The sequence below is a fragment of the Streptomyces sulfonofaciens genome (assembly GCF_014656295.1).
In the GTDB taxonomy this organism is placed as follows: Bacteria; Actinomycetota; Actinomycetes; order Streptomycetales; family Streptomycetaceae; genus Streptomyces; species Streptomyces sulfonofaciens.
This window is the reverse complement of sequence record NZ_BNCD01000022.1, coordinates 86,707-106,762: the sequence shown is the minus strand read 5'-3', so window position 1 is coordinate 106,762 and position 20,056 is coordinate 86,707. Positions and strand designations below refer to the sequence as shown.

At 70.9% G+C, this 20,056-nt stretch carries 16 protein-coding genes; 10 read left to right on the top strand and 6 right to left on the bottom strand.

Annotation, left to right across the window (positions count from 1 at the left end; genetic code table 11):
• Positions 1-68: 68 nt before the first annotated feature.
• From IE313_RS28420 to IE313_RS28395, 6 genes are all read left to right on the top strand, one after another.
• The gene (locus tag IE313_RS28420; protein WP_189937190.1) at positions 69-884 is read left to right on the top strand and encodes an ABC transporter ATP-binding protein; all 816 of its coding nucleotides are present in this window, start codon (positions 69-71) and stop codon (positions 882-884) included.
• Positions 874-1,740, top strand: a complete 867-nt coding sequence (locus tag IE313_RS28415; protein WP_189937188.1) for an ABC transporter permease — start codon at positions 874-876, stop codon at positions 1,738-1,740. The genes IE313_RS28420 and IE313_RS28415 overlap by 11 nt, the downstream gene beginning before the upstream one ends.
• A 27-nt stretch (positions 1,741-1,767) precedes the next feature.
• The gene (locus IE313_RS28410; RefSeq protein ID WP_189937186.1) at positions 1,768-2,823 is read left to right on the top strand and encodes an ABC transporter substrate-binding protein; all 1,056 of its coding nucleotides are present in this window, start codon (positions 1,768-1,770) and stop codon (positions 2,821-2,823) included.
• 160 nt (positions 2,824-2,983) lie between these two features.
• Positions 2,984-3,532 (top strand): EF-hand domain-containing protein, encoded by a 549-nt coding sequence (locus tag IE313_RS28405; protein ID WP_189937184.1) that lies wholly within the window; start codon positions 2,984-2,986, stop codon positions 3,530-3,532.
• A gap of 505 nt (positions 3,533-4,037) precedes the next feature.
• The gene (locus IE313_RS28400) at positions 4,038-5,600 is read left to right on the top strand and encodes an FAD-dependent monooxygenase (protein ID WP_229925033.1); all 1,563 of its coding nucleotides are present in this window, start codon (positions 4,038-4,040) and stop codon (positions 5,598-5,600) included.
• Positions 5,601-6,254: 654 nt separating this feature from the next.
• Entirely contained in the window at positions 6,255-6,488 is a 234-nt protein-coding gene (locus IE313_RS28395) for a hypothetical protein (protein WP_189937180.1), read from the top strand.
• 71 nt (positions 6,489-6,559) lie between these two features.
• On the opposite strand, the gene IE313_RS28390 is transcribed toward IE313_RS28395, so the two are convergent.
• From IE313_RS28390 to IE313_RS28375, 4 genes are all read right to left on the bottom strand, one after another.
• Positions 6,560-8,830 (bottom strand): glycoside hydrolase family 31 protein, encoded by a 2,271-nt coding sequence (locus tag IE313_RS28390; RefSeq protein ID WP_229925032.1) that lies wholly within the window; start codon positions 8,828-8,830, stop codon positions 6,560-6,562.
• A gap of 77 nt (positions 8,831-8,907) precedes the next feature.
• On the bottom strand, positions 8,908-9,822 hold the full coding sequence (locus IE313_RS28385; RefSeq protein ID WP_229925031.1) for a carbohydrate ABC transporter permease: 915 nt from the start codon (positions 9,820-9,822) through the stop codon (positions 8,908-8,910).
• Positions 9,819-10,739 carry a carbohydrate ABC transporter permease gene (locus tag IE313_RS28380; protein ID WP_189937176.1) on the bottom strand — a complete coding sequence of 307 codons (921 nt, stop codon included), beginning with the start codon at positions 10,737-10,739 and terminating at the stop codon, positions 9,819-9,821. The genes IE313_RS28385 and IE313_RS28380 overlap by 4 nt, the downstream gene beginning before the upstream one ends.
• 45 nt (positions 10,740-10,784) lie before the next feature.
• A complete protein-coding gene (locus tag IE313_RS28375) occupies positions 10,785-12,107 on the bottom strand; it encodes an ABC transporter substrate-binding protein (protein WP_229925030.1) in 1,323 nt (440 codons plus the stop codon).
• A 251-nt stretch (positions 12,108-12,358) separates the two neighbouring features.
• Between IE313_RS28375 and IE313_RS28370 the strand changes: the two genes are divergently transcribed.
• Together IE313_RS28370 and IE313_RS28365 are read left to right on the top strand one after the other, a co-directional pair.
• Complete coding sequence (locus IE313_RS28370; protein ID WP_189937174.1) at positions 12,359-13,372, top strand: LacI family DNA-binding transcriptional regulator; 1,014 nt, start codon at positions 12,359-12,361, stop codon at positions 13,370-13,372.
• Between the two features lie 221 nt (positions 13,373-13,593).
• Positions 13,594-15,480 carry a glycoside hydrolase family 2 protein gene (locus IE313_RS28365; protein WP_189937172.1) on the top strand — a complete coding sequence of 629 codons (1,887 nt, stop codon included), beginning with the start codon at positions 13,594-13,596 and terminating at the stop codon, positions 15,478-15,480.
• Between the two features lie 211 nt (positions 15,481-15,691).
• On the opposite strand, the gene IE313_RS28360 is transcribed toward IE313_RS28365, so the two are convergent.
• Together IE313_RS28360 and IE313_RS28355 are read right to left on the bottom strand one after the other, a co-directional pair.
• Positions 15,692-16,957: an outer membrane protein assembly factor BamB family protein gene (locus IE313_RS28360; RefSeq protein ID WP_189937170.1), complete on the bottom strand. Its 1,266-nt coding sequence runs from the start codon at positions 16,955-16,957 to the stop codon at positions 15,692-15,694.
• Positions 16,958-17,263: 306 nt separating this feature from the next.
• Entirely contained in the window at positions 17,264-17,860 is a 597-nt protein-coding gene (locus tag IE313_RS28355; RefSeq protein WP_189937168.1) for a TetR/AcrR family transcriptional regulator, read from the bottom strand.
• A gap of 109 nt (positions 17,861-17,969) precedes the next feature.
• Between IE313_RS28355 and IE313_RS28350 the strand changes: the two genes are divergently transcribed.
• Together IE313_RS28350 and IE313_RS28345 are read left to right on the top strand one after the other, a co-directional pair.
• Positions 17,970-18,893 carry a 2-dehydropantoate 2-reductase gene (locus IE313_RS28350; protein WP_189937166.1) on the top strand — a complete coding sequence of 308 codons (924 nt, stop codon included), beginning with the start codon at positions 17,970-17,972 and terminating at the stop codon, positions 18,891-18,893.
• Complete coding sequence (locus IE313_RS28345; protein WP_229925029.1) at positions 18,890-20,014, top strand: enolase C-terminal domain-like protein; 1,125 nt, start codon at positions 18,890-18,892, stop codon at positions 20,012-20,014. Before IE313_RS28350 ends, IE313_RS28345 begins: the two co-directional genes overlap by 4 nt.
• Positions 20,015-20,056 lie beyond the last annotated feature (42 nt).

The following is a 20,056-nucleotide window of genomic DNA, read 5'->3' as shown; positions in this document are numbered from 1 at the left end:
CAGGAACAACCGGCGGTTGCCGGCCAAAAACTTCACACCCCCGCGCGCCGCTCCTAACGTTCCTGGGCATGACAAGCCAATCGAGTCCGGCCATCGAGCTCCGCGGGGTGCGCAAGGTCTTCCGCACCCCGTCCGGGGCTTCCCACACGGCCGTGCGCGACCTCGACCTGACCGTTCAGAGGGGCGATTTCGTCGCCGTCGTCGGTCCCACCGGCTGTGGCAAGTCCACCACGCTCACCCTCGTCAGCGGCCTGGAGGAGCCGACCGAGGGCGAGGTGATGCTGTCCGGCACACCGGTGAGGGGAATCGACTCGAAGGTCGGATTCGTCTTCCAGCAGGACGCCACCTTCCCCTGGCGCACCGTGCTGTCCAACGTCATGGCAGGCCCCCGGTTCCGGGGCGTGGCCAAGGCGGAGGCGAAGGACAGGGCCCGTGAATGGCTGGCACGCGTCGGGCTGAGCGCTTTCGAGGACCGCTACCCCCACCAGTTGTCCGGAGGGCAGCGCAAGCGCGTGGCGCTCGCCTCGACGTTCGTCAACGACCCCGCCATCCTGCTCATGGACGAGCCGTTCTCCGCTCTCGACGTGCAGACCCGCGCGCTCATGTCCGACGAGCTGATGGAGTTGTGGGCGGGCACCGGCGCCTCGGTCGTGTTCGTGACGCACGACCTGGAGGAGTCCATCGCGCTCGCGGACAAGGTTGTCGTCATGACCGCGGGACCGGCCACCGTCAAGGAGGTCTTCGAGATCGACCTGCCCCGCCCCCGCAGGGTCGAGTCCGTCCGCCTGGAGCCGCGGTTCGTCGAGATCTACCGGGAGATCTGGTCCTCCCTGGGCGAAGAGGTCCGCATCACTCGTGAAAGGGGCGCCCAGAATGTCGCCTGACATCCGGAGCGCGAGCTCCCCCGCCGCCGTCGGCAGGCCGGCGCGCTCCGAGGAACGCGCCCGCGCGGCACGCCGGCGCCGGGGCGTCGTGCTCCTGTCGCGAGGGGTCCTGCTGGTCCTGGTCCTCGGTGTCTGGGAGTGGTTCTCCCGCGCCAAGATCATCGACCCCTTCAACTTCTCCATGCCGTCGCGCATCTGGGACCAGATACAGCAGTGGACCCTGCACGGCACACCGCAGGGGTCGCTGGGCGAGCAGATCTGGTACACGCTCTACGAGGCCCTGCTGGGCTGGGTGGCCGGCGTCATCGCCGGAGTCGTCCTGGGCATCGCCCTCGGCCGGGTCAGGTTCCTCGCCGATGTCATGGGCCCCTACATCAAGGTCCTCAACGCCCTGCCCCGCATCGTCCTCGCCCCGATCTTCCTCATCTGGTTCGGCCTCGGACCGGCGTCGAAGGTGGCCTCCGCCGTCGTCCTCGTCTTCTTCCCCGTGTTCTTCAACGCCTTCCAGGGCGCCAGGGAGGTGGATCGCCATCTCATCGACAACGCCCGCATCCTCGGTGCCCGAGACCGCCAGGTCACTTTCCAGGTCGTCATACCGGCCGCGACCTCGTGGATCTTCACCAGTCTCCATGTGAGCTTCGGCTTCGCACTCATCGGTGCCATCGTCGGCGAGTACATCGGCGCGACCAAGGGCATCGGGCTCCTGGTCTCCGCCTCCCAGGGCACGTTCAACTCCGCGGGCGTCTACGCGGCCATGGTCATCCTCGCCGTCGTCGCGCTGCTCGCCGAGGGCCTGCTCACCTTCCTGGAGAACCGGCTGTTCCGCTGGAAGCCCGCCGCCCCCGAAGCCCGCTGACCCCCACCCACCACCCCAGGAGCCGACATGTTCCGCCGCACCCTGACCACCAGACTGACCACCGCCGGCGTCGCACTGGCCGCCCTTGCGGCCCTCAGCGGCTGCGCCGACGAGGTGTCCTCCCACTCGTCCGACAGCGGGGGGACGGGCGGAGGGAGCAAGGTCAAGATCATGGTCGGAGGGATCGACAAGGTCATCTACCTGCCCGCGATGCTGGCCCAGAGGCTGGGCTACTTCAAGGACGAGGGCCTCGACGTCGAACTGCTCAGCGAGCCCGCCGGCATCGACGCCACGACCTCGCTCGTCGCCGGGAACGTCCAGGGAGTCGTCGGCTTCTACGACCACACCCTCGACCTGCAGACCAAGGGCAAGCAGGTCGAGTCGGTCGTCCAGCTCGCACAGACGCCCGGCGAGGTCGAGATCGTCTCCAACAAGGCCGCCGGCAGCCTCAGGTCCCCCGGGGACTTCTCCGGCAAGAAGCTCGGCGTCACCGGCCTCGGGTCGTCCACCGACTTCCTGACGAAGTACCTCGGTGTGCACGAGGGGGTGGCGACTACCAAGTTCACCAACGTGGCCGTCGGCGCGGGGCAGACCTTCATCTCCGCCCTGCAGAAGGGTTCCATCGACGGCGGGATGACCACGGACCCGACCGTCGCCCAGATCCTCGCCAAGAAGATCGGCAAGGTTCTCGTCGACATGCGCACCCCGGCGGGCTCGCGCAAGGCCCTCGGCGGCCTCTACCCCTCGTCGAGCCTGTACATGAACACCTCCTGGGCGAACGCGCACAAGGACACCGTCCAAAAGCTCGCCAACGCCTTCGTGCACACGTTGAAGTGGATGTCGCAGCACAACGCCCAGGAGATCGCGGCGAAGATGCCCTCCGACTACGCGCAGGGCGGCGAGGGGCTGTACGCGCAGGCGATCACCAGCACCCTGCCGATGTTCACCGAGGACGGCCGGATGCCGGCGGGCGGCCCCGAAACGGTGCAGCGCGTGCTCAAGTCCTTCAACCCGAACCTGAAGAACGCCGCCATCGACCTCGGGAAGACGTACACCACGGAGTTCACCGACAAGGTGAGGTGACGGTCCCCGCTCCCGGGTGACGGCGTCCCTCGGCGGCGGCTCGTACGCATGTGCCCATGGAGGCTGGGACGTGGCCCGTCCTATAGTCACACGTCGTCCACCATCGCGTAGGCGGTCGCCCGCGGTACATGATCCGGTTCGGCGTCGAGGGAGATCGCTCATGGCCAGCGCGTTCCAGGAACGCAAGCTCAAGGGGATGTTCGCCGCGTTCGACGCGGACGGTGACGGCTTTCTGCGCGAGGAGGACTTCAGGGCACTCGTCGCCCGCTTCAGCCGGCTGCCGGGCGTGGCACCCGGGACGGAGCTGCGTGCACGGGTGGAGACGCTGCTGATGGGCTGGTGGGCGGCGCTGCTGGGAGCCGGCGACGCCAACGGGGACGGCTCGGTGGACTTGGGCGAGGTGCTCTCGCTCGTCGACAGGTTGCCCGCCATGGCCGCGGATGTGACCGCGACCGCCGACACCGTCTTCGACGCAGTGGACGCCGACGGCGACGGCCGTATCTCGCAGGAGGAACACCGCAGGCTCGTCGAGACCTGGAACGGGCGGCCCGTCGACATGACGGGCGTCTTCGAGCTGATCGACCCGAACGGCGACGGCCACCTCGACCGCGAGGAGTTCGCGTTGCTGTGGCGCCAGTTCTGGATCAGCGACGACCCGGCGGAACCGGGCAACTGGCTCTGCGGCCGGTTCCCCGGCCGACCGGCCTGACCCGGTCACTCGGTCACCGGCTCCGCCGGCGGGCCAGATGGGGCGCGCCGGCTGCGGGACTCGTCGGTGGCATCCTCCGCCGTGCGACCGCAGCCCTCTGCGCGTGACACCGTCCCGCCGCAGCCCACCACATCCCCGCCCGCCCCGTGCCGTGCAGGTCGGGCCCTTCGGACGGGGCGGGCGGCCCCGTGTCCGGGTGCCTCATCGGGGGCGTCCGGGTGTCTCTTCGGGTGACTTTCGGCCCCCGACCGCAACTGCTCCGTTCCTGATCAGTTATGACGGATGTCGGGCTCCTCAAAGCGGTGGTGTCCGTCCTCCAGGGCACGGGGGCCGTTGGTCTTCCGGGGCCGGCGGACGGTCCGGGAGGCCGGGAAGGCCGCCGGCTGTGGCCGTGCCCGGCTCCGCCCGCCGCGGACCACCGGTCGACCGGCCGGGGCCGGGCGGGCACGGCCGGCACACGCCGAGCGCCTGGCACACGCACGGCGAGGAGGAGGTCGATACGTCCGTGGCGGACACCGAGGCCGCGGTGCTGATCGTCGGTGGTGGCCCGGTCGGGCTCACCGCCCGGGTACTGCTGGAGCGCTGGGGAGTGCCGGCCGTGCTGGTCGAGAAGCACCGCGAGCTGTCCCCCTTTCCCCGGGCCCGGCTGGTCAACGTGCGCTCGATGGAGATCTTCCGCCAGCTCGGCCTCGCGGCGAGGATCACGGCCGGGGCGTTCCCACCGGAGTACGGCCGCATCCGCTTCCGCGACACCCTGTACGACCGGGACTTCGCCACCTCGGCGATGATCGGTGTCAACGCGCCGGTGCCCGAGAGCCCCGTGACCGGCGCGGTCACCTCGCAGGACCGGCTGGAACCCACCCTGCTCGCGGCGGCGGACGCACCGGTGCGGTTCGGGGTCGAGCTCATCGACCTGGCCGAGGAGGGCGAGAGCGTCGTGGCCTTCCTCGCCGACCATCGGCGCGGTGCGAAGACGCGCGTGCGTGCCCGCTACCTACTCGCCGCCGACGGCGCGAGCTCCACCGTGCGGCAGCGGCTGGGAATCGGCACCGCGGGCCCCGGGGCGATGACCCGCTTCACCACCGTCGTGTTCGACGCCGATCTCGGCCGCTGGTGCGCCCGCCAGCCCGCCGGGGTCTACTTCACCGCGCAGGGGCTGTTCGCCCCGCTCTACCCCGAAGGAGGCTGGGCCTGGTTCACTCCGACTCCCGAAGACGCTGCGCACGCCGACTGGAGCGAACTCGTCTCGCGCGCCCTCGGGCCCGTCGCCGGCGTACGGGCCGACGTGCTGAGGGTCCAGCACTGGGAGATGAGCGCGTTCGTCGCCGAACGCCTGCGGCACGGCCGTGTCCTGCTGGCCGGCGATGCCGCGCACGCGATCCCCATCGTCGGCGGTCTGGGCATGAACGCGGGCATCGCCGATGTGCACAACCTGTGCTGGAAACTGGCGGGCGCTTTCCACGGGTGGGCCGGAGCGGGACTCGTGGACACCTACGAGACGGAACGGCAACCCGTCGCCCACCAGACCCTCCGCCAGGCGGTGGCCAACACCCACCTCATGCTCGACGTCCAGCACCGGCGCGGCGACCAGCTCCGCACCGGCGAGGCAGCGCCGTCCCGGATCGAGCTGCCCTGGTCGGACCGGTACTTCGCCCAACTCGGACTCGTCCTCGGCGTCGCCTACCACTCCGGCGCCGTCATCGCGGGCCCCAGCGCCCCGCCCGAGCCGTCCGATCCGGGCACGGACTACCTCCCCACCGCCGAACCGGGCCATCGCATGCCGCACCTCTGGCTCACCCGTACCCGCTCCACGCTCGACACCGTCGGCGAGTGCTTCACCCTGCTCACCCCGGACCCCGCCCGCTGGGAGCAGCAAGCCGCCGCGCCATGGCCGCTGCGCGTCGAGGCCCTTCCCCGCGAGCACCTCGACCCCTGCGGCCTCGGCCCGCACGGAGCACTGCTCGTCCGGCCCGACGGTCACATCAGTGCCCGCTGGCGCGACCGCCCGCCCGGCGACTCCGCCCTCCGGAACGCCCTGGCCACCGTCACCCACTCGGCACCTGCCTGAGCGCCCGCTCCCCGGGCCGAGGCGCCGCCCGCGGTGCCGTCCCTTCGGTAACCGGCCGCCGCAGCACGGTGAGGGCCATCGCGCTCGCCCCACCGGAACGCGCGGTGCGGGGCGAGGTCGTACGGAGGGCCGCTCCCGTCCGTCCGACCCCGCTGGGCGAGGTCCTGCTCCCGCACGCTCGCGCAGCGCTGTCGGCCGTCGGCGCCTTCGATGCAGCCGCGGCCGCGCACAACGACACCGCGGCCGCCGGGGCGGTCACCCCGTCCGTCCCCCCGACAGTCGACCGCGGGTTGCTTCCGGGCCTGCTGCGGATGTGGCGCGAGCACCTTCCGCATGTCGAGGTCACTCTCTTCGAAGCCATCGACGAGGAGATCGAGCAGTGGCTGGAGCGCGGCACCGTCGACGCCGCTGTCCTCATCGACCCCGATCCGCTGCCCCCGGCGCCCTGCATCTGGCGACCGACGTCCACCAGGCAGTCGTCCGCAGCGACCACCCGCTCGCGGGCGAGAAGTCGATCGAGCCGGCCGACCTGCCGGAAGACCCGCCCCTTGCGACCACGTCCGGCTTCGAGGCGCCCCTCGGACGGCTGCACGCGCGGGCGGGCCTGCCTGCGGGCCCGCCCGTCGCATCCGCGCACTGACGACGCTGCTGACCATGGTGGAAGCAGGTCTCGGTGTCGGCATCCCGCCCGCCATGGCAGCGGGCATGCTCACCGACACGCTCACCCCGGTCCCCCTGCGACCCCGTCAGGAACGCGGTCTCCTGCCGACCGGCCCGACCGCCCGGCCCTGGTACCCGGACGCGGTCGCGCTCCGCGACCTGTGCGCCGAGCACATCTCCGGCGGGGGCGCACCGGGCGGATCAGCGAGTGGTGCGCGCTCCCGCTGATCCGCCACCGTCCGACGACCGTCCGAAATCCCAGCCGCGGCGGGCTCGTCGACTCGTCGTGTCCGCCGTGGCTACGGCTCCCGAGCGGTGAGCTGCTCGACGACGGCGTCGAGCAGTGCCGCCGGGACGTGCAGGGCGTGCAGCGCGGCGATCTTCGCGCTGAGCGGCCGCGACGAGCACAGGAGATCCCAGATGTCCGACTTCACCGGGTTCTCGCACTGGGCCGAGCCGAGGATGCGCCGGACGGCCCCCGCGGAGCGGTCCGAGGACGCGGGTTCCCGGAGTCTCACCTCGATGGCGACCTCGGACGTGGTCGCGGCGTGCACCGTGAAGCTGAACCGTCCCTCTCCCGGCGTGACATCGACCGGTTCCCCGTCGAGTAGCGGCGGCGTGGCCGGCGGGTCGGCGAGGAACGTGACCGTCCAGCTCCGTGCCGCGGGTACCACGCCGTCCGGGCCGAGAACCGCGCCGATGCGGAGGGTGCCCGTGAGCGCGTCCCAGTCCAGCGAGGTGGATGCCGTGGTCAGGCTGCTCCCATCGCCCTGGCCGTCGTCCTCGACGAGGGTGAAGGAGCCGCCGGCCGAGGGCGCCACGAGGAGTTCCAGCCGCTCGGGATTGCGGGTGGCGTCCAGGTCGTCGGGTGCCCCGAGCGGCAGGATGCCTCCGGCTCGCAGCAGCGCGGGGACACTGTCCAGGCCGCGGTGGAGTTCGGCCCAGCGGTCACCGTCGTACACGGTCGCGGTGAAGATGTCGGTCCAGGTGCCCGGTGGCAGCCAGACGCGGGTCGGGCTGAGCAGGGTGACCGGGTCGCGGGGGACGGTGACGGGGGCGACGACCAGTTCGCTTCCGAAGGCGAACTGGTTCGGCACCGCGTACGCCTCCTCGCGTTCCGGCGCCACGTGGTACATGGGGCGTACCAGAGGGACACCGGCGGCCGCGCGGTGGTTCATGGTGTGCAGGTAGGGCAGGAGCCGGTGGCGGAACCGGAGCGCCGCGCCCATGGCGTGTCGCGGTTCGCGCGGGTACTCCCAGGGCTCCTTGCGGATGAACGGGTTGTTCGCCGAGTGCAGCCGCAGGATCGGCGAGAACACACCCAGTTGCAGCCACCTGGTCGCCAGTTCGTCGTCCCTGCTGCCGCGGGTGTGTCCGCCGATGTCATGGCTCCACCAGCCGTAGCCGACGTTCGCGGCGGTCGCCGTGAACTCGGGCTGGAAGGCCAGCGAGGACCAGGAGACGACGGAGTCACCGGAGAACCCGACCCCGTACCGGTGACTGCCGGGTCCGGCGTAGCGGGAGAACGCCATCGGCCGGCGCCCCCCGCGCCCCGAGTCGAGGAAGTGGAAGTGGTTCAGGATCCAGAGGGGATCGACCCCGGAGACACCGGAGGTGGTGCCCTGCTGCCAGTCGATCCACCAGAAGTCGACGCCCTCGTCCTCCAGCGGGTGGTGCAGGATGCGGAAGTAGGCGTCGAGGAAGGTCCGGTCGGTCGGGTCGAAGGGTATGGCGGCGTCGGACTCGGGGTCGATGCCGAGGGCGCGCGCCATCTGCGGATACGCGTCCTCGAAGGGGCGCACGCCGTCGGCGGGATGGAGGTTGAGGGTGGTCCTCAGGCCCCGTCGGTGGAGCTCGCCCAGGAAGCCCGCCGGATCCGGGATGAGGCTGCGCTCCCACGAGTAGCCGGTCCAGCCGGTGCCGTACCGAGGGGGCACCGAACCGACGCGGTGCCAGTCCATGTCGATCACTGCGACCGAGAACGGCAGCCCCTCGGCCTCGAACCGGTCGAAGAGGGCGAGGTACTCGTCGGCCGTGTAGGGGTGGTAGCGGCTCCACCAGTTGCCCAGGGCCCAGCGGGGCAGCACCGGCGGGTGCCCGGAGAGCCCGTAAAGGGCCTTGACCGCTTGGGTGTGGTCGCGGCCGTAGGCGAAGACATAGAGGTCGCGGCGCCCCGGTTCGCGCGACGCGATCCACCCCTCGTCGTCGAAGACGAACGACTCGGAGTCGTCGATGACACCGATGCCGCTGCGTGCGACGACCCCGTCGGCGAGGGCGATGCGACCGTCGGCGTCATCGAGTGTGCGAGCGGTGCCGCCGAGGTTCCCCGTGGGCTGCCCGAAGCGCCACAGACGGCCGGCCGCTGTCGTGATGGTCAGTCCGTTACCGCTGAACGGGGCACGGTCGTAGCGGAGGTTGAAGCGCCGTGTGGACACCTCCAGCACACCGTCGGCGTCGGAGACGGAGAACTCCGGCACGTCGAATTCCCGGTGTACGGCGAAGGTCGACGCACGGTCCTCGAAGGCGCCGTCCTCGGACCACTCCAGTCTGAGGAGTCCCTCGGTCAGCACCGTGATGCGCCATCGGTCTCCCTGGAGGACACCATCGGGGTGCGCGCGGGGGCGCGACGGGAATTTCCGGATCGCTGTCACTGCTTCACTGCCCCTTGGGTCATGCCCCTGATCACCCACCGCTGGGAGAACAGATAGACGACTACGGTCGGCGCCATCGCCATGAGGTACGAGGCGAACGCGATGTTGTAGTTGGTGCCGAACTGGCTCTGGAAGATGTTCTGCACGACGGGAAGCGTCTGTTGCGCAGGGTCGGCGGTGATGAGCGAAGGCATCATGTAGTCGTTCCACGAGGCGAGGAAGGCGAAGATGCCGACCGTCGCGTTCATCGGGCCGAGCAGGGGCATGATGATGCGCCAGAAGACCTGCCACGTCGTGGCGCCGTCGATGCGCGCGCTCTCCTCCAGTGTCCCGGGGATCGAGCGCAGGAACGCGCTGTAGAGCAGCACGCTGAACGAGAGCTGGAAGACGATGTGCAGCAGCGCGACCCCCACCGGGTTGTCGATGCCCAGCAGCGCGGTGAGCTTGATCTGCGGCAGCGCCACCACGGGGAACGGGAGGAACATCGCCCCCAGCAGATAGAAGAACGACCACCGGAAGATGCGCCGGTCCCAGTTGCGGGCGATGGCGTACGCGGCCAGGGAGCTGAGCACGAGCGTACCGGCGACGGTCACGGCCGCCACCGCGAGCGAGATGCCGAAGGAGACCGGGAAGCGGGTGAGCCGCCACGCCTCGACGAAGTTGTGCGGGCTGATGGGCCAGGGGGGTGCGAAGGCGTTGCCGTCCGCCGCCTGGGAGGAGTTCTTGAGGGACATCGCGACGGTCACGTACAGCGGCACGACGACAGTCAGGGCGGCGACCATGAGGGCCACCGTGACGGGCCAGTTGGGGGCGCCGATCCGCCGTGTGCGCCGGACGGGGCGCTCGCGCCCGGTGTGCGGCCGCACACCGGCGGGCCGCCGGCTGCGCATGGCTGCGTCGATGGCGTTCATCGGAGTCGAAGGCCCCTTCCTCGTGTTGCCAGCAGTTGCAGCAGCGAGACGACGACCGTGAGCACGAAGAAGACGGCCGCGTTGGCCATCTGGTAGGCGTAGTCGCCTCCGGTGTAGCCGGAGAAGATGGTCATCGCGACGCTTCTCGTGGCCGTTCCCGGCCCGCCGTAGGTGAGGGCGACGATGATGTCGTAGGCGTTCAGGTAGCCCTTGACGCCGAGGACCGAGTTGATCACGACGAACCCGGCGATCAGCGGAAGCGTGATCGACCTGAACCTCCGCCACGGCGAGGCACCGTCGAGCGCCGCCGCCTCGTACAGCTCGTCGGGGATCGTCAGCAGACCGGCGATGTAGATCAGCAGGGCGCCGGGGATCGTCTGCCAGGCGGAGACGATGACGATGGCGGTCCATGCCAGGCTCGGGTTGCCGAGGATGCTCTGTTCCAGCGGGCCGAATCCTACGGAGGTGGCCAGGCTCGGCAGCGTGTTGGAGAAGAGGTACTCGAAGACGTAGGCGATGACGATGCCTGAGATCACCATCGGGATGACGAAGATGCTGCGCAGCGCCGTCGCGTACCGGATGCGACCGGTCAGGCCCAGTGCGAGCGCCAGCGCCACGACCTGCGCGACGACCACGGTGACGAGGGCGAACCCGATGGTGAACTCGTAGGCGGCAAGAACGGACGGGTCGGAGAACACCGCACGGTAATTGGTGATCCCGGTGAACGACCACGTCCCGAAGCCGACGTAGTCGGTGAAGCTGTAGAAGAGCCCGACCACGGCCGGGAGCAGCACGAGAGCGGTGAAGACCAGCAGCGTCGGAAGCAGGAACCAGTAGAAGATCGGCTCGACACGCCGGCGGCGTCCGGGGTGGATCACGCCGGCTGCGCCGCGCGCGAGCCGGACGGGGACGGACATGGGTTCTCCTCGAATGCGGCGATGGGCGGTCGGCGTCGGCAGGGGTCAGCGGATGGCTGTGGAGGAGCGGATGGCGAGCCTGCGCCAGTCGCTGTCGAGCTGTTTGAGCATCGCCTCGAAGTTCCCCGTCGCGATGGCGCTCTGCAGGTAGTTGCCGAGCGGGATGGACGTCGGGATGAACGTGCCGGCTCCCGGGTAGAAGGCCCCGGCGTCCACATAGTGCTGGAGGCCGGTGAGGCGCGGATCGGAGGCGGGCGGCGCGTCGTCGGTGACGCCGTAGGCGAGGTTGTCCCTGTTGTAGGCGTCGATGATCCCGGGTTGCATGAGGAAGTCGACGAGCTCGCATGCCTCGTCCCTGCGGTGCGAACCGGTGGGGATCCACAGGCAGAGGTCGATGTTGACCCGGGCCTTGCGGTCAGCGGCGCGGTTGGTGACCGGCAGTGCGAACGTCCCGATGTCGAGGTGGGGGTTGACCGTGGCTATCTGGGTCAGTGCCCAGGGCCCCTGGAAGTACATGGCCGCCCTCTCCCGGCCGAAGGCGAGGTTCCCGTCGGCGTAGGAGCGCGTCGAGGCGTCCTCGTTGTAGTACTTCGTGATCGTGCGCGCCCGCTCCATGGGTACGGCGAAGTCCTTCTGGAACGACACCGGCGAGTCGGGCCCGATGTCGGTGCCCTGCCTGTCCAACCGGTCGAAGAACGCAGGAGGGTCGACCAGGCTCCCTACCGAGTAGTCGAAGAGGCCCTGCCATATCGTCCAGGTGTCCAGGCCGTCCGTCGCGTAGATCGGTGTGACGCCGGCCTTCCGCAACTCTTCGCAGACGTCGACGAACTCGTCCCAGGTCGTCGGCACGGGAAGGCGGTACTTGGCGAAGATGCGCTTGTTGTAGATGACGCCGGCCGCGGCCAGCGAGTACGGCAGCACGCAGGTGCGGCCCGGGTAGGTGGCGTACCGCTCGGCCAGTCTTGCGATGCGCGCGGGAATGCGGCGGGCGGCGGGCCGGTCCGAGAGGTCGCAGAGCACCCCGCGCTCGATGTACCGGGCGAGTTCCAGGTTGTCGTTGAAGCAGCCCACGTCCGCGGGGGCGTCGCGTACGAACTGCGGCGCTATGGCATCGGTGTCGTCGTGCACCACGCGAATGCCCGGCCGCTCCTTCTCGAACCGGCGCAGCAACTTGTCGAAGTAGGCGATCACCTCCCGCTTCTGCTCGTAGAAGCGGATGGTGGGCGTGCCGCCCGCCGAGGCGCCGCCCGCGCAGCCGCCGAGCCCGAGAGCGCCGGCCAGGACCCCGGCGCCGGCCGACGCGAGCAGCCCGCGTCTGCCGATGCCCCGCGCGCCCCTGATCGTCGGACGTCCTCTTTCGATCGTCACCTCGTTGCCTCCAGAACGTCCTGGACGCATCCGCATGGGATCCATGGGACGCGTGAGCCGTGCGAGCAGGGTGCGGTGAAGTTACAGCGCTGTAAAAATAGGTGTCAACATCCCCCGCACAGTGATTTCCTCGTGCGGGCCGGGCGACAGCGGGGCCACCGATAGGCTGCGCCGGGCGGAGAACGGATCTCCCGGGGCACCCCGGACGCGCCCCGGAACAGCGAGGACAGTGCGTTGCCCAAGGAGGCGAAGTGCCCAATGTGCGCCTGAGCGATGTCGCGAAGCACGCCGGCGTTTCGACGAAGACGGTCTCGAACGTCGTCCGCGGGTACGTGCATGTGAGTCCGGGCACCCGGGCCCGGGTGCAGCGCGCGATCGACGAGCTGGGGTACCGCCCGAACGCGCGCGGACGCAACCTCGCCACCGGCCGCACCCGGATGCTCGCCGTCGCCTTTCCCGACCTGCGCATCCCCTACTTCGCCGAACTCGCCCACGTGATCGCGCAGGTGGCCTCCGAAAGCGGCTACCGGCTGCTCCTGGAGGAGTCGGGCGGGCCCGAGGTCGAGCGCGCGATCCTCTCCGCCGACGAGGCGGGCATCGTCGACGGCGTGCTCTTCCAGCCCGTCTGGCTGACCTCCACCGAGATCGCGCAGCACCGCAGGGACGTCCCCTTCGTACTGCTCGGCGAGAACAGCGCCCCGCTGGGCACCGACCACGTCCACATCGACAACATCGCGGCCGCCGTGCAGGTGGTGGAGCACCTCGTGGCACTGGGCCGGCGACGCATCGCCTTCCTCGGCGTCGAGTCGCCCGTGCCCAGTCAGACGTCCAGGCTGCGCCTGATCGGCTACCAGCAGGGCCTGGAACGCCACGGGCTGCGGGTCGACACCTCGCTGATCGTCTCCGGCGGGGCGGCGGACGCCGGCGCGGCGAGCGCCTCCCTCGGGGCGGCGCTCGACGGCGGCCTCGCCGCGGACGCCATCGTCTGCCGGGACGACCTCGCCGCCATGGGCGCGCTGCGTGCGCTGTCGGAACGGGGGATCCGGGTGCCCGACGACATCGCGATCACGGGCTGGGACGACATCACGATGGCATCGAGCGTACGGCCGAGCCTCACATCCATCCGCGCCGACTCCGCGCAGTTGGCGCGACGCGCCCTGGACCTGCTGTTCGAGCGCATCGACGGGTTCGACGGCCTGGGCCGCCACGAGGTGGTCGGCCACTCGCTGGTGGCCCGCGAGAGCGCGCCCGGCACGACGTCCTGAACCACGGCGCACCCGCCCCGGCCGCCGTGTCGAGCGGGCCGGTTTCCGGGGCGCTCCCGGGCCATTGCGGGAGCCACCTCGATGACGCCTCCTGCCGTGCCTGCCGGGTCCAGCGCCTCCGTGCCACGATATTTACAGCGCTGGAAATTGATGTTGAGATGTCTTCGGCATTCCGCGCAGAGAGCTCCGCCCTGATTCCCTGACCCAGGAGACCGATGGCCATGTCCGATTCGCGCTGCGCCGGCACTCCTTCGGCCCCCCTGCCGAAGACCCCTGGTACGCAGGCCGCGCCAAAGGTCCCCCGGCCGGAGTACCCCCGCCCCGGTTTCGTCCGCAAGGACTGGCTGAACCTCAACGGGATCTGGCAGTTCGTCCGCGACTCCGGCGACAGCGGTCTGGAGCGCGGCCTGGTCCATGCCGAGCTGCCCGAGCGCATCAACGTCCCCTTCTGCCCGGAGTCGGAGCTCTCCGGCATCGGTGACACCGACTTCCACCACGCCGTCTGGTACCGGCGTTCGGTGCGCATCCCGCAGGAGTGGGCGGGCCGGCGCCCCCTTCTGCACTTCGGAGCCGTGGACCACGACGCGACCGTGTGGGTCAACGGCCACGAGGTCGCCCGGCACAGCGGCGGATTCACCCCGTTCAGCGCCGACCTCGGTGACGTGGCCCGGCCCGGCGAGGAGGCGGTCGTCGTCGTCCGCGCCCGGGACGCGGCCCGGGGCCCGCAGGCACGCGGCAAGCAGTCGACGCAGTACGCCAACCACAGTTGCGTGTACACGCGCACCACCGGCATCTGGCAGACCGTGTGGCTGGAGCCGGTCCCCCGGGTCCACTTCCGGCGCCCCCGCATCACCCCGGAGCTGGGATCCGGCTGCTTCCACCTGGAGGTGCCCCTGTCCGGCAACCGGGCCGGCCACCGGGTACGGGCCAGGCTCCGCGACGCGGTGGGCACCGTGACCGAGGCATCGGTGCCGGCCCACCTCGACCTCGCGCCGCGCCTCGTGCTGCCGGTTCCCGAGGAGCGGCGCCGCCCCTGGTCCCCCGAGGACCCGCACCTGTACGAGCTGGACCTCGAACTCGTCGATGCCGCAGGCACTGTCGTCGACACCGCCACCTGCACGGCCGGGCTGCGTTCGGTGGCCGTCGACGGCAAGCGGATCCTCATCAACGGCAAGCCGGTCTTCCAGCGGCTCGTCCTCGACCAGGGGTGGTACCCCGACGGGCTGATGACGGCGCCCGACGACGCCTCCCTGGTCCGGGACATCGAGCTGTCGCTCGCGGCGGGCTTCAACGGAGCGCGTCTGCACCAGAAGGTGTTCGAGGAGCGCTTCCTCCACCACGCCGACCGTCTGGGCTATCTGGTGTGGGGGGAGTTCGGGGACTGGGGGGCCGCCACGGGCCCGGTCGGCGGGGACAACCAGCAGCCGACCGCCGGCTTCGTCACCCAGTGGCTGGAGGCCGTGGAGCGGGACTACTCCCACCCCTCGATCATCGGCTGGTGTCCGCTGAACGAGACGCGCCAGTTGCTGACCGACCGCCACAGCGTCCTCGACGACGTCACCCGTGCCATGTTCCTCGCGACCAAGGCCCACGACACCTCGCGCCCCGTGCTGGACGCGTCCGGCTACGCGCACCGTGTGCCGGAGGCCGATGTGTACGACTCGCACTGCTACGAGCAGGAGCCGGGGGCATTCGGGGACCTGATGGCCGGGCTCGGGGCGGGCGCCCCCTTCACCAATCCGCAGGACGAGAGCCCGGACGCGACGTGGTCGGTGCCGTACCGCGGGCAGCCCTACTTCTGCAGTGAGTTCGGCGGCATCTGGTGGAACCCGGGGGATGCGGAGGCGGCGGGGCGGGATCGGCTCGTCTCGTGGGGCTACGGCCGGCGTCCGCGCGACGAGGAGGAGTTCCACCGGCGCTTTTCGGGGCTGACCGGAGTGCTCCTGGAGGACCCCGGCATGTTCGGCTACTGCTACACGCAGTTGACCGACGTCTTCCAGGAGCAGAACGGCATCTACCGCTTCGACCGCTCCGCCAAGCTCGACGTGGCCCGCGTGCGTGCCGCACAGCAGCGGCCCGCTGCCTTCGAGGAGGGCACCGGGCCATGAGGTCCGCCGCCCGCCCCCGCCCGCACCGCCCTGACCGGGGGCGGCCCGCGAAGGCCGAAGCGGAGTCCGGTGCCGGGCTCCGCCGCCGGCCCGAGACCGCGGCGGCGGAGTCCGGTACCCGGCTCCGCCGCTGATACGGAACAGCGGCGGCGGTGTCCGTTCGGCGTGGGAGTACCTCCCGGCAAAGGGTGGGCCGGGAATACGGAGGGCGTCAGCCGATCGCCGTCAGCATTCCGTTGCGACTGCCGATGAGAAGTCGGCCATCTGCGGTGAGCGCCGGATAACTGTCGACCGGTCCGCCGAGGTCGACGGCGAAGAGCCGATTTCCCTTCGCGTCGAATCCGTAGGCCTTCCCGTCCTGCCCGCCGAAATACAGGTGGTATGCGCGGTCCACGACGGTGGAACTCCAGATCTTTCCCCCGACCGGGCCGTAGCGGGCGACCTCCTTGCCCGACCGCACGTCGAAGACGTGCACGAGCCGGGCGTGGTCGCCCACGTAGGCCAGACCGCCGGCGGTGACGGCGGGGGACGAGTAGGTGATCACACGCGGGGAGTGCCATGCCGGGGAGCCGTCCCGGTGGTAGGCCCACTCGCTGTGACCGTTCGTGCCGAGCAGGGCCGTCCCGTCGGGGGCGAGCCCGGCCGACACCTCGGTGATGCGGTCGTGGGGGTCGCGCCGCCAGGCGACGGCACCGGTGGCGCCCTTGTCGTCGACGGCGACGAGGGACGAGTCGGCGGTGGTGTACAGGCGGCCGGAGCCGTCGGTGACCACGGATCCGTAGGACGTGTCGCCCACGTCGACCCGCCACGCGACCCGGTGGCCCCCGTGGTCCGTGAGGTCGATGGCGGTCACCCCTCCCGTGCTGTCACCGACGTAGACCCGGTGGCCGTCGGCGGTGACGGGGGACGTGGGGGTGCCCGGCAGTGTGACCGTCCACAGCCGGTGGCCTGCCGGCGACAGGGCGATCAGCGCCCTTCCCGGGGTGGGAAAGAGGATGTCCTTGTCGGGCAGCACCAGCGGTGACACCGACAGGTCGCCCGCACCGCCGTCGGCTCCCGAGTCGAACGTCCATCTGTCCTTGCCCGTCGCGGGATCGATGCCGTGCAGGACACCGCCGTTGGACGAGGCGTAGATCGTGCCGTCGGCGCCCACGACGGGGCCGGGCGTCACGGGGCCCTCCAGGTGGCGCCGCCATGCCACTCTCCCCGAGGTGGGGCCTTCGTCCGGGGACGCTCCGCTGTGCCGTGCGTCGTGCAGGGCGGACGGCCACGGGGCGTAGGTCGCCCTTCCCGGTGGCGCCGCGGGAGCGTCCAGGGGCTTGGCGGGGCCGCCGGTGCCACGGGCGTCGGCGGTGCCATGGGCCCTGGAACCCTGCGAGGCTCCCCCGGGGCCGTCGGACGCACCGCAGGCGGAGAGCAGAGCCGCCGAAACTCCCGCGGCGATGGCCGCCATGATTCTGACGCGCATCGAAACCATGCGCCGACCCTAACCGGCGGCCGGGCCTTTCACGGCTTTCGATTCCTTACCGAAAGATGACCGCAGGGAATCCGGCCGACGGCGCCTGTTTCCGCGGCGCCTGTTTTCCGGGGGTCGTTCGGCGGCTCGCGGAAAGGAGGAGCCTCGGATCCGGTTTTCTCTGCGCTCTCGTCGGATTTCCGCAACACCTCGGGTCGCCCGGCGGCAGCAGTCGCCGGCGCAGGGCCGAAGACCGCACACCGAAGGTCGAAGACGAAAGGCCGAAGACGGAAGACCCGCGCAGGGCCCCGGGGCGCGGGCCCGGTGTCAGTCGGCTGTGCGCGAGGGCACCAGGCCGGCCAGCGCGGCGTCGGCCACCGCCTGGAGGGCCTGGCGTCCGGGACGGCTCTTGGCCATCACGTTCATGCCCTGCACGACGGCCACAAGAAGGGCGGCCGCCTCATGTCCGACACCCGGCCGCAGATCGCCCTCGGTGCGCGCTCGCGCGAGCGCGGCGGCGAAACTCGTCTGGAGGTTGGCCAGGTGCACCCGGACCATCCCGGCCAGTTCGGGGTCGCGCTCGGCGAACTCGACGAGCGAGTTGGTGATCAGGCAGCCCCAGCGGCGCCTGCCGTCGACCATCGCGTCCACCAGGTGGGCGAAGTACGCCCGGATGCCCCCGAGACCGGTGGGCGCGCCGTTGATCAGGGCGACGGCCTCGGCCGACACCGTTTCGGCATAGCGGCGCACGGCCGCGACGAACAGGTCCCGCTTGCTGCCGAACGCCACGTAGGCGCTGCCCGGTTGCAGTCCCATGGCACGGCACAGGCTCTGCATCGACGTGGTGTCGAAGCCGTGTTCCCAGAAGGTCTCAAGAGCCGCGTCGAGGGCGTCCTGAACATCGAATCCGCGCTTGCGTCCCACCCCGGCATTGTAGGACAGGTATTCCACTAGGGGGGGTTCCTTGCCTGCTGGACCTTGGACAGGCAGGCTCCATATAGTTGGACGCACATTCAACTATGAGAGGCGTGCCATGCGTATAGCGGTCGTGGGTGCGGGGGGCGTGGGCGGTTACTTCGGTGCCCGGCTCGCACAGGCGGGACACGATGTGGCCTTCGTGGCCAGGGGGCGGCAACTCGAGGCACTGCGGACCAACGGCCTGCGAGTGCAGAGCCCCCTGGGCGACGTGCACCTGCGCGACGTCGAGGCGAGCGACGACCCCGTGGATCTCGAACCGGCCGACCTGGTGCTCCTGGCCGTCAAGCTGTGGGACACCGAGGCGGCGGCCGAACTCGTCAAGCCGCTGCTCAAGGAGGAGACCGCGGTGGTGTCCTTCCAGAACGGCGTGGTCAAGGACGACGTCCTGCGCCGGACCCTGGGTGCCGGCCATGTGATCGGTGGTGTGTGCTACATCGCCGCCACCATCGCGGAGCCGGGTCTGATCAGGCACTCGGGCACACTCCAGAAGCTGGTGTTCGGCGAGTACGACGGGCACCTCTCGGCACGGGTGCGTGCGTTCCGCGACGCCTGCGCGGAAGGCGGCATCGACGTCGAGGTCAGCGACGCGATCGAGCGGGCCGTCTGGGAGAAGTTCGTCTTCCTGGTGGGGCTCTCGGGCACGACGACCACGGCACGCTCACCCATCGGGCAGATCCGGAGCCACCCCCGCTCCCGGGCGTTCCTGCGGAACGTGATGGACGAGGTGGTGCAGGTCGCCCGCGCCCAGGGGGTGCCGCTGCCCGAGGACTACGCCGACGACCGGCTCGCGTTCACCGACTCGGTGCCTGCCGACATGACCTCCTCCATGCACCGCGACATCGAGCGCGGCAACCCCCTGGAGGTGGCCTGGCTCAGCGGCGACGTGGCCGAGCGCGGCCCGGCACTGGGCATCGCGACACCGTGCAACCGGGCGATCGCGGACATCCTCTCCGTACACGGCGAGGGGCGTGGCGCGTGACGCCCGCCCCGCCGGGAGCGGACCGCGCCGAAGGCCCGGCGCTCACCGTGCGCTCCGTCGGCGCCTCGTCGGTGCTGGTCCCGATGAAGCGGCCGCTCGGGACGAGCGCGGCCCGGATAACCAAGGCGCCGCTGCTGCTGATCGACCTCCTGACCGAGGAGGGCGTCACGGGCCGCGCGTACCTGTTCTGCTACCTCCCGTCGGCCCAACGGGCCGCCGCCGCGCTGGTGGGCGACGTCGGTGCCTTCCTCGCGGGTGCGGCCCTGTCCCCCGGGGACGTCCACCGCTCGCTCGCCTCCCGCTTCAGGCTCCTCGGGACGAGCGGGCTCGTGGGCGCGGTCATGGCCGGTGTCGACGTGGCCTGCTGGGACGCGCTGGCCATCGCCGCCGGACTCCCCCTGGCCCGGCTCCTCGGCGCGACACCACGCCCGATCCCCGCGTACAACAGCAACGGGCTGGGGCTGGTCGCGGCGGAGGCCGCCGCCGCGGAGGCGCAGGAACTGGTGGCCGAGGGGTTCCGCGCCGTCAAGATGCGGCTGGGCCGGGCCTCGGCGCACGACGACCTGGCCGCGGTCCGGGCGGTCCGTGGTGCGCTTCCCGCGGACATCGCGGTCATGGCCGACTACAACCAGGCCCTCCGGCTCGACACGGCCCGGGAACGCTGCGGCCACCTCGACGACGAGGGCCTGTACTGGATCGAGGAACCGGTACGCCACGACGACTACGCCGGCACCGCCCTGCTTGCCGCCGCGCTCCGCACGCCGGTGCAGATCGGTGAGAACTTCGAAGGGCCGCGTGCCATGTCCCTCGCGCTGCACCACCGTGCGAGCGATGTCGTCATGCCGGACCTGCAGCGCATCGGGGGCGTCAGCGGATGGCGCGACGCGGCGGCCCTGGCCGACGTCGCCGGGATCCCGATGTCGAGCCATCTGTTCCCCGAGGTCAGCTCGGCCCTGCTCGCCGCCACACCCACGGCGCACTGGCTCGAGTACGTGGACTGGGCGAACCCCGTCCTGACCGAGCCGCTCCGGATCGTCGACGGCTGCGCGGCGGCGCAGGACCGGCCCGGCAACGGCCTGGTGTGGGACGAGGACGCGGTGGCCCGGTACCGGGTGGACTGAGCGGCCGCACGGCAGGTGCCGGCCCCGGCGCACCCGCTCCCC